This window comes from Murdochiella massiliensis, assembly GCF_900059565.1.
In the GTDB taxonomy this organism is placed as follows: Bacteria; Bacillota; Clostridia; order Tissierellales; family Peptoniphilaceae; genus Murdochiella; species Murdochiella massiliensis.
In genome coordinates this window covers 925841-940802 of record NZ_FIZW01000002.1, presented here as the reverse complement: position 1 = coordinate 940802, position 14962 = coordinate 925841, and the positions used below count along the sequence as shown (strand labels likewise).

General features: G+C 52.1%; 12 protein-coding genes. 11 read left to right on the top strand and 1 reads right to left on the bottom strand.

Annotated features, from left to right (window positions below):
- Nucleotides 1-37 precede the first annotated feature (37 nt).
- From BN3910_RS05820 to BN3910_RS05775, 11 genes are all read left to right on the top strand, one after another.
- Nucleotides 38-1249 carry a pyridoxal phosphate-dependent aminotransferase gene (locus BN3910_RS05820; protein ID WP_066925249.1) on the top strand — a complete coding sequence of 404 codons (1212 nt, stop codon included), beginning with the start codon at nt 38-40 and terminating at the stop codon, nt 1247-1249.
- 1068 nt (nt 1250-2317) lie between these two features.
- Entirely contained in the window at nt 2318-3172 is an 855-nt protein-coding gene (locus tag BN3910_RS05815; RefSeq protein WP_082790333.1) for a response regulator transcription factor, read from the top strand.
- The gene (locus BN3910_RS05810) at nt 3165-5987 is read left to right on the top strand and encodes a sensor histidine kinase (RefSeq protein WP_066925246.1); all 2823 of its coding nucleotides are present in this window, start codon (nt 3165-3167) and stop codon (nt 5985-5987) included. Before BN3910_RS05815 ends, BN3910_RS05810 begins: the two co-directional genes overlap by 8 nt.
- Before the next feature lie 121 nt (nt 5988-6108).
- A complete protein-coding gene (locus BN3910_RS07825; protein ID WP_148417344.1) occupies nt 6109-6366 on the top strand; it encodes a hypothetical protein in 258 nt (85 codons plus the stop codon).
- A 22-nt stretch (nt 6367-6388) separates the two neighbouring features.
- Nucleotides 6389-6805, top strand: a complete 417-nt coding sequence (locus BN3910_RS05805; protein WP_066925243.1) for a hypothetical protein — start codon at nt 6389-6391, stop codon at nt 6803-6805.
- 94 nt (nt 6806-6899) lie between these two features.
- Nucleotides 6900-7802 carry a ribonuclease Z gene (locus BN3910_RS05800; protein WP_066925240.1) on the top strand — a complete coding sequence of 301 codons (903 nt, stop codon included), beginning with the start codon at nt 6900-6902 and terminating at the stop codon, nt 7800-7802.
- Between the two features lie 122 nt (nt 7803-7924).
- Nucleotides 7925-8410: a prepilin peptidase gene (locus tag BN3910_RS05795; protein ID WP_066925237.1), complete on the top strand. Its 486-nt coding sequence runs from the start codon at nt 7925-7927 to the stop codon at nt 8408-8410.
- 566 nt (nt 8411-8976) lie between these two features.
- Nucleotides 8977-9813 carry an ABC transporter ATP-binding protein gene (locus BN3910_RS05790; protein WP_082790331.1) on the top strand — a complete coding sequence of 279 codons (837 nt, stop codon included), beginning with the start codon at nt 8977-8979 and terminating at the stop codon, nt 9811-9813.
- A complete protein-coding gene (locus tag BN3910_RS05785) occupies nt 9810-11468 on the top strand; it encodes a hypothetical protein (protein ID WP_066925234.1) in 1659 nt (552 codons plus the stop codon). Before BN3910_RS05790 ends, BN3910_RS05785 begins: the two co-directional genes overlap by 4 nt.
- A gap of 175 nt (nt 11469-11643) precedes the next feature.
- Entirely contained in the window at nt 11644-12570 is a 927-nt protein-coding gene (locus BN3910_RS05780) for a glycosyltransferase family 2 protein (RefSeq protein ID WP_066925231.1), read from the top strand.
- 533 nt (nt 12571-13103) lie between these two features.
- Complete coding sequence (locus BN3910_RS05775) at nt 13104-13364, top strand: hypothetical protein (protein ID WP_066925228.1); 261 nt, start codon at nt 13104-13106, stop codon at nt 13362-13364.
- On the opposite strand, the gene gpmI is transcribed toward BN3910_RS05775, so the two are convergent.
- Nucleotides 13350-14954: a 2,3-bisphosphoglycerate-independent phosphoglycerate mutase gene (gene gpmI / locus BN3910_RS05770; RefSeq protein WP_066925225.1), complete on the bottom strand. Its 1605-nt coding sequence runs from the start codon at nt 14952-14954 to the stop codon at nt 13350-13352. The two genes, BN3910_RS05775 and gpmI, sit on opposite strands and share 15 nt — an antisense overlap.
- Between the last annotated feature and the right edge of the window lie 8 nt (nt 14955-14962).

Below are 14962 nucleotides of genomic sequence, written 5' to 3'. Positions count from 1 at the left end.
GGCAATAGCGGGAAGGTAACGTAGAAAAGAGGAAGTCATGAAGTTTTCCCAACGCAGTGAAACGCTGAAAGCCTCACCGATTCGCAAGTTTTCAGAGGCGGTAGCCCGCGTGGAGGCTTCGGGTGTCGAAGTTATCCCCATGAATATCGGGCAGCCGGATATTCCAACGCCGCCGGATTTTCTGGAAGCTGTGCGTCACTATGATGTAGACGTGTTGGCATACCAGAATTCGCGGGGGATGAAGCGTACATTGGAAACGATGCAGCTTTACCTGCACAATTATGGCCTTGAGTTTGCTCTGGATGAAATCTGTATTACCAACGGGGCAAGTGAAGGATTGAATTTTGCGTTGGCGCTTACTTGTGATGCGGGCGACGCGATTTTAGCGATGGAGCCGTTTTATACGAATTACAACAGTATTGCCGAGGTACAGGGCGTAAGCATTGTCGCGGCGACGACCTATGCCAAGGACGGCTTCCGCGTGCCTTCGCTTGCAGACTGGGATCGTGTGATTGCCGAGTCAGGCAAAGCGGATCGCCTGAAGGCGCTCATTCTTTCTTCGCCGGCCAATCCCACCGGGCGCGTATATACGGAAGAAGAGATGCAGATTCTGGTTAATCTTGTGCGTAAATATGATCTTTGGCTGATTGCAGACGAAGTCTATCGTGAGTTCAACTACACTTCCCGTCCGTTCCATTCCTTTGCGGAATACGAAGAAATCCGGGATCGCGTCATTTTAGTGGACAGCATTTCTAAAAAATATTCCGCCTGTGGGGCGCGCATCGGCTCGCTGGCATCCAAGAACAAGGACTTCAATGAGAAGGCGCTTCGCCTTTGCCAGACGCGTCTCTGTGTTTCGACCCTTGACCAGATCGGCGCTGGCGCCATGGATATTGTCGATGATGCCTATGTGGAGGATAATCGCCGCACCTACCGTCATCGTCGGGATGCTCTCCAGAAGCGTCTGGAACAGATGGATGGCATTATTGCCCCGGTTCCGGAAGGCGCTTTTTATCTCATCATTAAGTTGCCGGTCGACAACGCGGAAGATTTTGTACGCTGGACGCTGGAACATGTGCGGGTGAACGGCAAGACCGTCCTGATGACGCCTGCCGAGTCGTTTTATGCCACGCCAGGCCTGGGTGTCGACGAAGTGCGCCTTTCCTACTGTGTGAAGACCGAGCGCCTTCTGGAGGCCATGGACATTCTCGAAATTGCACTGAAGGAGTATCCGGGAAGACGGAAGTAAGGCGGGCTGCCCCGACATCCTTCCTTGCATCGCCGGCTTCTCCTCGGCTGGGTTGATAGGGAGTCTACCTTTCCGGCTCGTCGAAGATGCGGTGCGCGGAAGGATGCCGGGGCGAAAAGTGGTGCAGCGCTGGGAATGGCGGTGGTGGCGCGGTAATAGAATACAAAAGTAGTGCGACCCTGGCTGGACGAAATGAAGCGTTTTTGCCAGGGTTGATTTTTGTGCTTGAGCCCTGGCTGAGGAAATTGTCGAGCGCCAGCCAGGGTTGCCCGGGGGCATCTCGACCCTGGCTGGACGAAGTGAAGCGTCTTTGCCAGGGTCGGTTTTTGTGCTCGAACCCTGGCTGCGGAAACTGCTGAGCGTCAGCCAGGGCTGATTTGTTTTCGTCCGACCCTGGCTGTGCGAAGCAGAATGCCATAGCCAGGATTTTTTTCGTTGTCTGAACCCTGGCTGCGGGAAATGCCGTGTGTCAGCCAGGGTTGATTTGCCTCCGCCCGACCCTGGCTGTGCGAAGCGGAATGCTATAGCCAGGATTTTTTTCGTTGTCTGAACCCTGGCTGCGAAAAATGCCGTGCACCAACCAGGGTCAACTGCCTCCGCCTAACCCTGGCAAAGTCATAAAACGTTGCCCAGCCAGGAACGACGAAAAGGATCGCCGCCTTTGGCGGCGTTTTCAAACCGCCGGCCGGAGGCCGGCTCCTTTAAGGCACCGCTTTATTGCGAGGGCGGTGCCCAACTGCCGAGTGCAGGTCGGCAGCATCTTTTTGAACTGCTGATTGACGCTCGATACGGCTAAAGGCCGGTTAATAAGTTCGCTCCTCCTTCTCTGCAAAGCCGCCCCGCCCGCGAACCGCATCTTCGACGAGTCCCGACGAAAAAATCGGAAACGTAGTGAAGGGACGAGGAGAAGCAAGCGGTGAGCGGGCGGGTGGCTTTGCCTGAACAGGGAGAAGTCGGCGTCGAGCGGGCGGGGTGGCTTGTTCTGGCATCTTAATGATTTTTTAAGAAGTACGGGCGAAATGCCCCTTCCGACACGATAGAATAAGATAGAGCAAAAAGGAGGGGACGATGAGCGAACAACGACTTCACATTCTTGTCTGTGACGATGACTTTGAAATTGTGCAGGCAATACAGATTTATCTGGAACGCGCAGGATATATCGTGCATCATGCCTACAATGGAAAACAGGCACTGGAAGTCCTGGAAAAACAGCCCATTCATCTTGTTTTGCTGGATATCATGATGCCGTTGATGGACGGAATGGAAGCCTTAACCCGTATTCGAGAAACGCGCTCCTTGCCCGTTATTCTGGTATCGGCAAAAGGCGAGAGCAACGATAAGATAGACGGTTTGCTGGGCGGGGCGGACGATTATATTACGAAGCCCTTTAATGCAAAGGAACTGGTGGCACGTGTCAAAAGCCAGCTTCGCCGTTATGTACAATATCGTTCCTACGATCCCCGGCAGGATCTTGAGGGCGTCGTCCTCCGGCAAGGCACACTGATCCTTAACCGACGTAAGCAAAGCGTGGAGGTGGACGGCATGCCGCGGTCGCTCACGCCGCTGGAATTTTCGATTCTCTGGCTGCTGATGGAACATCCGGGAAGGGTGTATTCCAGCGAGGAAATATATGAATCCGTTTGGCAGGAAGATTCCGCGGGATCGGTGGCAACTGTCGCCGTCCATATTCGCCATATTCGTGAAAAGATAGAGATTAATCCGCGGGAGCCGCGCTATTTGAAGGTGATTTGGGGAAGAGGTTATCGTCTCGAACCGCAGTCGGATCCGAAGCAGGCGGAGAAAAATACGGCGACGCCGAACCAACAAAGTGTTGCGCCGTCGGACTCTCCACTGGATTCGCAAGAGGAGCAAGACAACGATACGGATACCGAGAAAATAGAGAAAGGAGGACAGCATGAATAAGCACATCCAAAACGCGATGCAGCAGATGAAAGAAGCCCTTGTCGGCTTGCATGCAAAAGAAGATTCGGCTCAGGATGAACCAATGCAAGACACGCAGGACGCATACACGGACACCAGCCGTCAGTCGTACCGGGACACGGTCGACGATACCCGCACGAACACTGAGGGTGGCGCGAAGAAGGATCGTGACACATACCAGGACGACTTCATAAAGCAGTCTGCAACGACGAAACACAAGGAACGCAAAACGCCTACGGACGAATTGCCGACGTTTCGGCGACGCCGAATTTGGCCATATTTAGTGTTGAATGTGTTGGCTGCGGTTGTGCTGGGCCTTTCTCTTTATGCGTTGCTCCAATTGCAGAATGACCATTTGAATGATTGGAGCCGAGAAGGGAGTGAAACGGGCGGCTTTGCCCGGACGGTACATGATGAGGTGGGCAGTATTGTTGGCAACACGCTGATGTCCCAGAGCTGGGCGGAATTGGACCAGTTACCCGCGGACATGCCGATTCCGCATACGTTCGGTTCGTGGCCTGCCATACGGCAACTGGACTACATGGCGAGCGTTTCAACAAAACGTACAGAAAAAGAGAGACTGGAAGCCGCTAAGACGTATCTAAACGAAAACGTTAGAGGAGACGATACCTTTCCTTCGTCTTCCGTCGTTTTTTATACCAAAGCGGATTTGCAGCATTGGATGAAGGCAGGACTAAAAAAGGAAACGGCTCCGGTAGAATTGCGTTTCGGTCGATACACGGAATTTCGATCCAGGACGAAAGAACCATCCGATCGGAAGGCAGAAGAATCGTTGAATGCGAATGGTGAAGAAAGGATGAACTCGAACAACGCCCCTTCCTATTCGCAAGAAGATTGGTTGCCGAATGATTATGACGAAGGAGCCTATTTTGCAGACGGATGGACAAAGGACATCATTGAACAGGCGATAGAGATCGTAAAACCGTTGTCCGCCGACTCGCTGCTTGTGGCGGCACAAGGCAATCTCGAAGTATATCGTGAATCCATGAGACAACTACAATACACGTTTGATTTCCTGAAAATCAATCCGAGCACGCGCTATCACGTGAAAGAAAAGCCGAGTAATCTGGAGTATACGATTTCCATCCTGGATGGAGCGAAGAAATTTTCGAACGTGAATCGGGCAAAGAGTAAAACTCCGGCATGGAGCGCACCGCTCACGGTAGAAAACGGCTATTGCACGGTTGGCACCGGATTGTGGAGCGACAAATTGATGGACGGCACTCCACCGATCAGTGTTCTGCTGGCCCAGGACGATAGCCTCAATGCGCCGGGCATGAAAATCACGTTGCGTCTGGACACCACCATGCAGGAAGCCGATGATCTGCAGCTTTTTATGCAGACATTCCCGCTTGCGCAGAAAGTATCCAAAATCAGCACCATCGCGGCGGTCATCGCCGGCATTGTCTGGATTGTGACACTGTGCGTGACACTTGCTCGCACCACTAACGTTCATATGCCGATTGTGCGCAAAATCGAGGGTGCGATTCCGCTTGAAGTCGTGCTGGTAGCCTGTGGCCTATTCCTTTGGCTAACGATGGGGCTGGCTTGCGAAGTTGTTCATACCATTGACGGTCAGGCGATGGCTCTTTTGCGCGACTCCTTGCACAATCCGATTTGGCTTCTCCTCATTCCGGTTTTGATGGCTCTTGATCTGGTCGGTTGGACGCTACTTTCCATGTTGTTCCGCAAAGCCCGTCAGGGGCGCTTCTTCCGAGGAAGCATCATTGGTGGCGTTGGCGGTGGAATTCACAAGCTGTATCGCGCGTATCAGGACGGCAGAGCTGCGAAGCATCGCACGCTGGTAAAGGTGTTGCTGTTTTACCTCATCATGGGATTTTTGTTCTGGTTCATCGCGATATTCCATGCGGATTTCTTCTGGGTACTGCTTTTGCTTACGGGAGTCACGTTGCCCATAGCCTTTTCCTTGCAGCAGGATCGTAATGATGCTCGCATTTTGCAATCAATGCAGCACATTGCCGACGGCGATTGGCATGAGCGTTTGGATGAGGAGTCGTTTCATGGTGCGCATCGCGCGATGGCGAATCAAATCAATCGTTTTGACCAGAGCCTGCAGCATGCCGTCGATAAAAGTCTGAAGAATGAGCGGATGCAGACCGAACTCATCACGAACGTGTCGCATGATCTGCGAACACCGCTGACCTCCATCATTAACTATGTGGATCTTTTGCGCAGCCCGGATGCGACGGAAGAGGAACGCGCGCAATACCTGGATGTGCTGGCAAAGAAGGCGCAACGCCTCAAGACGCTGATGAATGATCTCATCGACGTGTCGAAAGCGACGAGCGGTGCCGTTCAGTTGAATATGGAAATCATTGACTATGCCGAAGTAATCCGACAGAGTCTTGCCGAAGCGGATTCCGGCTGGAAAAAGAGTGCGCTCACACCGGTAGTGGATCTGCCGGAAGATCCGCTGTTCATTGAGGCGGATGGGCACAAGCTCTCACGTGTGCTGGAAAATCTCTTTAGTAATGCGCAAAAATACAGCCAGGACGGTACGCGCGTCTACATTCAGCTGGAAGCGCAGGACCATCACGCGCTCTTTACGATCAAGAATACGTCGCGCTATCCCCTCAACATGTCTCCGGAAGAACTGTTGGAGCGTTTTAATCGCTCGGATAAGTCGCGTACCACGGAAGGCAGCGGCCTTGGCCTTTCGATCGCCGAACAGCTGGCCAAGCGCATGGGCGGCCGTCTCACCCTCGAGATCGACGGCGATCTTTTCAAGGCATCGGTAGATTTTCCGCTGCACTGAGCAGAGCCGCCCCGGTATCCTTCCTTACGCCGCCGGCTTCTCCTCGGTGGGGCTGATATGGAGTCTACCTTTCCGGCTCGTCGAAGATGCGGCGCGCGGAAGGATGCCGGGGCGGAGGGGTGTGCCGGCGGGCACCTTATCTGGTAGAGGGGAATTGCAGAAAAAGGCGAAACCCCTCTACCGCTATCCGTTGTTTGGTAGAGGGGAATTGCGGAAAAAGGCGAAACCCCTCTACCGCTATCCGTTGTCCGGTAGAGGGGAATTGTCGAAAAAGGCAAAACCCCACTACCGCCATCCGTTGTTTGGTAGAGGGGAATTGCGGAAAAAGGCAAAACCACTCTACATCTCCCTGCACAACGGTAGAGGGGTTTTGCCTTAATTACAAAATAAACACGATTTCTATGACACGCGAAGAAAAAAATGGAGCGCCGCCGAAACCATTATTGGCGGCGCGGTTTCATAAGGAAGCCGCCTTCGGCGGCGTTTTCAAACCGCCGGCCACGGGCCGGCTCCTCTCGGCGCCGCAGCAGCACAAAAGCGGCGCCGTTTCCATCACTTACAGCGTCTTTTATACAGCCGAAGGCCGGTCAAACCCTCGCCCGCCAGCCCGCTTTTCCTGCAAGCCCTTCTCCCTCGTAAAGCCGCCCTCGTCCGCGAGCCGCCTCTTCGACGAGCCGGGAGCAAATTTTCCGCAGAAGCTGTGCCGAGGCGAAGCGAGCGGCGAGCGGACGGGGCGGCTTGACAGGCACATCCCGATAAAGAAAAAACATGGTATCATAGAAAAAAATAACTTTCGGCAGGAAAAACGAGAGAAGTAGCGATGCTTTTGGTAAAAGCGGAAGCCACGTTTAGGCATTTTGCAAGGTTGCCTTTTTAAAGCTGTTTGCCGGGAGACGAGATAAGGGGTTAATAATGATTGATGTCTGTTTGTTAGGTACGGGGGGCATGATGCCTTTGCCGGGGCGCCATTTGACGGCGCTTCTGCTGCGCCATCAGGGGCATTCCGTGCTGATCGATTGCGGAGAGGGCACACAGGTGGCCATCCGCAAATATGGCTGGTCCATGCACTCTATTGATGCCATTTTATTTACGCACGTTCACGGGGATCATGTTGCCGGCATCAGCGGGCTGCTGTCTTCAATGAATACCGAGGGGCGCCGCGAGCCGGTGCATATTTATGGCCCGGATGCCGTGGAAGAAGTGGTAGCAAGCCTTTGCGTGGTCGTTGGTGTGAATTTTGAGGTGCATTTTCATCGTGTCGGCAAGATGCCATTTTCCGTCGGCACGTTGCAGGTGACGCCGTTCCCGGTAAAGCATAATATCACGTGCTACGGCTATCGCGTAGACTTACCCCGACGTCCGAAGTTTTTGCCGGAAAAGGCCAAGGCGCTGAAGATTCCGATTACGGATTGGCGTAAATTGCAGGCAGGCGAAAGTGTCATGGTCGGCCTGCGCAGAATTCGTCCGGAAGAAGTCAGTGGACCGGCACGTCGGGGATTATCGGTAGTATATTCTACCGACACGCGTCCATGCGCAACTTTGGAACGGGCGGCAAAGGACTGCGATCTTTTGATCACGGAGGGCATTTACGGCGATCGGGAAAAAACGAAAGGTGCGGAAGAAAAATGCCATATGACCGCGTGGGAAGCCGCGGATCTTGCCGCACGTGCCGGAGCGAAGGAAACTTGGCTCACGCATTACAGTCCGTCGTTTCGCAATCCGGCGCAGTATGCAGATGAAATGGCCAGAAAGAATTCATCCGTGCGCTTCGCTTCCGATGGATGGAAGCGTGTGCTGGATTTCGAGGAAGACTGATTTTTCGTGCACATGTTGAAGCGGCAGCGATACTCTACGAAACGTATATGAGAGGATCGTTCCTATAGTTGAGACGCCGAGAGAAAACGTCCATGCTATGCTCCTTTCATGGAGGACAAAGCATGAACGTTTTTTTTATTTCCATGGGTTGGCTGTTGCCGGCACTCATCGCGGTTGGTGTGTGGGATGAGCGATATCGACGCATACCCAACCGTGTTTTAGCGGTGTTATGTCTGCTCTATTTGGCGGCTTGGCCCGTTCTGGCGCATAAGCTGGACAATATTTTTCCGGACGCCTTCCTGCCGCTTTTTCTCAAGCGCCTTGCGGAAGCAGCCGGAATACTTCTTGTTTCCGGCCTTTTTTCTCTGTGGCGACCGGAAAGTCTGGGGATGGGGGATTGCAAACTGATGGCGGTCGTGGTGCTCTATCTCGGCTTCATGGAAGGCGCTACGTTGCTCTGGCTGGCGTTATTTTTCACCGGATTGCGTGGACTAATTCAACGCATTGGGCAGAAAGAAAAAAAGATCCGGACATTGGCCTTTGCTCCGCAGGTTGCAGTAGCCGGGATTCTGTACTGCTTACTCCATCTGGTATGGAAGATAACATAGAAATGTAATTCACCAGCCTCTAACGGAGAAATCAGGTATTTCTCCCATTTTTGATACTACTGATGCGAGAATGGCGATAGAAACAGAAATACTCATGAATTTATCGGATTATGGGAAGTTCTTAATAATCCGAAATTTAACCGTGTACAATTCGACACGTTTAGAACGGAACAGGACTAAACAGATTTACAATGACGCCGATCAAATGGATAGGATCAACAGAAGCGATTGGAATCGATGGCTCTTTTTTAACGGATGTTAACTACCTAAGGGCCGCTTACGACAAGTTTTTTCAAGGGATTGTAAGGCTTAAGTGCATAAACGTTTATTCAGCGAAAAGTGGTGGTGATTTAGCGAAAACGCATTTCCACCACCATCGCCGCATATGGGGCTAACTTGCAGTGTCGCTTTCCTTGCACAGACATCCCTCTATATTTTTCTCTTTTTGGTATCACATCAATTGTATCGCTACAGAACACAGTCAATGCAATGCGATTTTGCATTGCGCGCGAACAAAAAACATGACACAATAGTTGCGTATGTTAACCGCAACCTAAGGAGGCATCATGATCGAACTGCAAGGCATTACGAAAACATTCGGCGACAAGGTCGCCGTTGACCATCTTTCCCTGACGTTGGAACCGGGAACCATTACCGGTTTTATCGGCCCGAACGGTGCCGGAAAAACGACTACTATCCGAATGCTTTGCGGCATTCTTCGCCCGGATGAAGGGAAAATTACCATCAACGGCATTGATCTTAAACGTGATCCCATCAAGGCGAAGGAGCAGTTTGCGTATGTTTCCGATGATCCCGATCTCTTTACGGCGCTAAAAGGGACGGAATACATTAATTTTATCTGTGATATCTATCGCGTACCGAAAGAAGAACGTGAAGGACGTCTTTTGGAACTGCTGGACACGTTTGAGATGCGTGAGGCGATCGGGGATCGTATTTCCTCGTATTCTCATGGTATGCAACAGAAGATTCATATCATTGCCGCTCTAATGCATGAGCCGAATATTTGGATTATGGATGAGCCGATGACCGGGTTGGATCCGCAGGCATCCTTCCTGCTCAAAAAACGCATGAAGGAGCACGCGGCGAAGGGCAACATTGTGCTGTTTTCGACGCACGTCCTTGAAGTAGCGGAAAAACTTTGTGACCGCATTGCCATCATCAATAAAGGACAGATGAAATACACCGGAACGTTGGAAGCCTTGCAACAGCAATATCCGAACCTGACGCTGGAGCAGATCTTCCTGCGCGTGACGGAATCCCGTGTTTTGACAGAAGATGGTCAAGATGCGCAAGACGGTGGAAACCCTGCGACCGGGCAAGATGCACAGAACGAACAGGAACTGCAGAAAGAACAGGAACCGCAGGAAGGACAGGAAGCATGAGCCGTTTTTGGAGTTTGGTGAAAATCAACGTCATCCTGTCGCTCAACCGCAGCGGCCAGACGCTAAACCGAAACAAAAAGTCGAAAAGCAACGGCCTTTTGGGAACGGTTGCGATCTTCCTCTTTGCCGGCGCAATGTTCTTTATTAGCGGCTTCTCAATAGCAAGAGAATCTGCGCGACAAGGGCTGATGTCGCCGTATTTTGCGTATGGTTGCGTGATGGGCCTGGCGATGACGACGACAGTTATTTTTTCCTTTGCCTCCTCAACGCTATTTTATTCGTCGGATGCGAAGGTTTATTTAGCCATGCCTTTATCGCCAAGAGAGATTTTAGGCGCTAAGCTCGTCAGTCTCTTGCTTCAATCCTATTTGATGCAACTGCTCGTCTTTTTGCCGATTGCTCTTGCCGGTATTGTTTCGGCATTTTCTGTGCAAAGTCTCTTGGCTTGGGTGATTGTTTTCTTTCTGTTGCCCGTTGTTCCGGTATGTCTGGTGACCGTTGTCCTGCTGCTGTTGCTGCAAGTCGCCCCTTTTTTACGCAACGAAAAACGTCTGACGTTTTTTACCGGCATTATCACAATGATCGGTGCTATCGCGGTGTCCCTTTCCATGCAATTCTCTACACAATTGGCGAATGTAAACGGTATATCGCAGACGACGCCGAAATGGCTTGGCTTTCTCTTTCCGGTCATCCGTTATGGACAGGATATGGCGTTTGGCGGGTCGGAAGCCGTTGCCGGTGCGTATGGCATGATGTTTCTGACCAGTGTTCTCTGGATGGGCGTGACGTTCTTACTGGCTTCAAAGCTGTACTTTCCCATTCTCCTTTCCCTGCGAGGAGCAGACCATGGTAAAGCACTCTCTGCAGAAGCCCTGCAAACCTCTACAAAAAAAGAACGCGGCGCCTTGTTGAGTTTGATTTCCCGTGAAGCCAAGGGCATTTTGCGTGTTCCTGTCTTTGTACTCAATGCGGTTATCATGCCCTATGTCATGATTGGGGTAACGGCAGGCGGTGCGATTGTCGGACTTGTACGTAGCGGACATTCCGCTGATTTGTCCATCCTTCGTGAGTTGTTTCTCACCTTTACGGATACGCCCTCGACCGCCTTTAGTATAGGAATTCTTGCAGGCCTGTCGATTGCCCTCTTTGGTACAATGGGAGCGCTTGTTTCCACGACCATTTCGCGTGACGCTCGGCATTTGGATTTTCTTAAATCGGTTCCGGTACCGGCATTTACGCTTTTCATGGGCAAGTTCCTGGGAAGCGCAATCTTCGGCTTTGTGCCGATGGTTCTTTTGTGGATAGTCTGCTTTGCTCTGTTTCCGTTTGTACCGTTGGTGCATCTTACCCTGGCGGTCGTGTCTCTTTTTACCGGCTACGGAATGCTTATGTGGGATTTGTGCATCGATATCTATTCGCCGAAACTGGATTGGATGGATGAGTTGGCCGTAATGAAACAGAATAAAAATGTAATCCTTTCCCAAATCAAGACCTTTGCGATGATGATGCTGGCGATTCCTCTGATCGTCACCGGTCATTTGCAGGCAGCAGGTGCGGTTTTTGCCGGCCTTTATGTGCTCTCGGGTTTTGTCCTGACGATTCTGCTCAAAAACAATGCAGATAAACGGCTCATGCGCATTGGCGAAGGAAAATAGGAAGGCGATAGGGAAAGCCGACAGAACGCCAACACAAGGTCTACATGAAGGCGATATAAGATGAACACGAAGGCGAACAAAGAGACCGCCGTAAGCGTTAGGATAATCGTCGGTGTAAAAGTCAATAACTTAGTTGGCAAATGCGATATAAAAACGAAGAGATCAAGGAGGGGCAATGCTTTCGGTAATCATTCCTGCATATAATGAACAAGCAGGGTTGGCCGTCACGTTTAAAACATTGGAACAGACGCTTTCTCCTCTGGATATGCCCGTTGAGCTGGTGTTTGTGGATGACGGCTCTGTGGATAAAACGTGGGAAATTATTCAACAACTCCGCCCGGTGAATAATGAAAACCGCGTGCGAGGGATTCATTTCAGCCGCAATTTCGGTAAAGAGGCGGCAATTTTTGCCGGTCTTGAGGCGGCAAAGGGCGATTGCGTTGTGGTTATGGATGCCGATCTGCAGCATCCCCCGGAAAAGATTTTGGATATGGTCGCATTGTGGAAACAGGGCTATGAAGTGGTGGAGGGGATTAAAGAAGACCGCGGGGAAGAAACCGGCGCGCATCGCGGCTTTTCCAAGCTGTTTTATCGTTTGATCAGTCGCTTCTCGGGCTTAAATATGGAAGACAGCTCCGATTTTAAGCTGTTGGATCGCAAGGTGGTTGACGCCTTAAACCGCATGCCTGAGCGCAATACCTTCTTTCGCGCGATGTCCTTCTGGGCCGGCTATTCGCGCGCGACAGTGTACTACCGCGTGCAGGATCGCCAATACGGCGAATCCAAATGGTCGACGTTTTCACTTTTCCGTTATGCTATGCGAAACATTGCATCCTTCTCCGTTCTTCCCATGCAGCTCGTTACCTTCATGGGGGCCATTTTCTTTGTTTTTGCTGGCATTCTCTCGATTATCGCGCTCGTACAGAAGCTCTTCGGTCGCGCTCTGGGCGGATTCACCACCGTCATTATTCTCCTGATGTTTACCGGCAGCATCATCATGTTCAGCCTCGGCATCATCGGCTTTTACATTGCCCAGATTGCGGAAGAAGTCAAACGGCGTCCGCGCTATTTGGTGTCGGAAGAGTATACGTCGGAGGAGTAAAAATCCTCGCATTCTTTTTTATCCTGTTGAAACCGGCGATAATGGTTTGATTTGGAAAGCAAAATACGTATAGCTCTGGCCGACAACATGGTTGCCGACCAGAGCTTTTTCTGTCCTCGACTATCTTCGCCCCTGGTTGGAGAAGGAATAGTCACTGAGCCAGGGCTAAATTTTATCTCGATGATTCGCGTGACCCTGGCTGGGAAGAAAAAACATTGCTGGCCAGGGCTAAATTTTTCTTCACCGATCTCGGGGACCCTGGCTGGACGCAGAAAAGTTAGTCAGCCGGGGCTTGGTCACCTCCGGAGAACCCTGGCTCTCGGAAGAAACGTATGACAGCCAGGGACGGAAAGCTTAAGAAGACCCTGGCTGGACGGAAAAAACATTGCCAACCAGGGCTCAACATCCCTGTGGAACCCTGGCTCGCGGAAGAAACGTGCGCAAGCCAGGGTCAGAGGTACTCCTTTTGACCCTGGCACGCAATAACTACGCTCGCAAGCCAGGGCTTGGTCACCCTTGTGGAACCCTGGCTCGTGGAAGAAGCGTATGCCAGCCAGGGCGGTAAAGCTCAAGAAAACTCTGGCTGGACGCAGAAAGCGTTGTCAGCCAGGACCTGGGCGCTCTTGGCGAACTCTGGCAAAGTGATAAAATGTTTACTAACCACGGAGGGGCAGAAAAGTGCTGATGCAACAGCAGTTGCCGACATACGAAAAAAAGAAGGAAGCGACAGCTGCCCGTCGCTTCCTTTTGATTTGCGAGAAAATATTTCCTTCTCTCTGTTACTTCAGCACTGACTTTTCCCAGCAATCCGGCTTCTCATAGCCCATCAGCTCCACGACGGTCGCAGCGATGTTGGCGAGGCCGGCGCGGTTGGACACGGATTCGTCGAGAACGACGTCGTTGTCGGGGCTGACCGCGATGAAGGGAACGGGGTTGAGGGAGTGAGAGGTTTTCGGCTCGAGTGTGCCGGCTTTGGTTTTTTGGAGCATGTCATCGGAGTTGCCGTGATCGGCAGTGATGAGAACGGTGTAGCCATGGGCAAGCGCGACGGGCACGACGCGGGAAAGGGCAAGGTCGACGCTTTCGATGGCAATTTCAGCCGAACGGAAGACGCCGGTATGCCCGACCATGTCGCCGTTGGCGTAGTTGACACGCAAGAAACCGTATTGTTCGCTTTGAATGGCTTTAAGGAGCTGATCCGTCACTTCGGCGGATTTCATCCAGGGGCGCTGGTCGAAGGGAACATTATCGGAAGGCACTTCCACCCAGGTTTCCAGCGTTTTGGAAACTTTTTCGGAATTGTTACCGTTCCAGAAATAGGTAACATGACCGAATTTTTGGGTTTCTGCACAGGCAAATTCGTTGATGCCCTTGGAAACGAGAAATTCCGTCAAGGTATTCGTGATTTTCGGCGGATTGACCAGATAGTGATGCGGAATGTGCAAATCGCCGTCGTATTCCAGCATTCCGGCATAGTAGACTTTCGGCTGCACCCCGCGATCAAAGGCAGTGAAGTCCTCCTCTTCGAAGGCCATCGAAACCTCAATGGCACGATCGCCGCGGAAATTATAGAAGATCACACTGTCGCCGTCCTGCATAGCGCCGACGGGTTGTCCGTTTTCACCGATGACAAAGGCGGGAAGATTCTGATCCACCTCGCCGGTTTCTTCGCGCAGCGTGCGGTAGGCGTCAAGGGCGGAAGGGAACAGCCGGCCGTCCGCAGTTTTTCCGTGCACCTGGGCATCCCAGCCGCGCGCAACCATGGACCAATCCGCTTTGTAGCGATCCATGGTCGTTGTCATGCGACCGCCGCCGCTGGCAATGGCTCCGTGAAACGTGTCGTCATTAAGCGTAGCCAGGAAATTTTCCAGTTGGGTGAGATAGGTTTCACCGGAGGTCGGTGGCACATCACGGCCGTCCAACAGGGCGTGAATAAAGACACGCCGAATACCGGCAGCTTTTGCGGCGGTAACCATTGCCATCAAATGATCCATGTGGGAATGGACGTTGCCGTCCGAAAGCAGACCGATGAAATGCAGCGCGCCGTCATGCGAAAGCGCATAGGCAAGCGTCTCCTTCCACGTGGCCGAGGAAAACAAGGAACCGTCCGCAATGGACTGGTTCACGAGCTTTGCTCCCTGCGCATAAATCTGGCCACATCCGATGGCATTGTGGCCGACCTCCGAATTGCCCATGTCGTCGTCCGTCGGAAGACCGACCGCTACGCCATGCGCACGAAGCATAATCCAGGGATACTCTTTGCGAAGCTCATCCAACATGGGCGTATGCGCGGCTTTTACCGCGTCGCCGGCTTCTTTATCTACAGGGCTGATGCCCACACCGTCCATGACGATGAGCACTACTTTTTTCTTCGGTAATTCCATACGTTGTG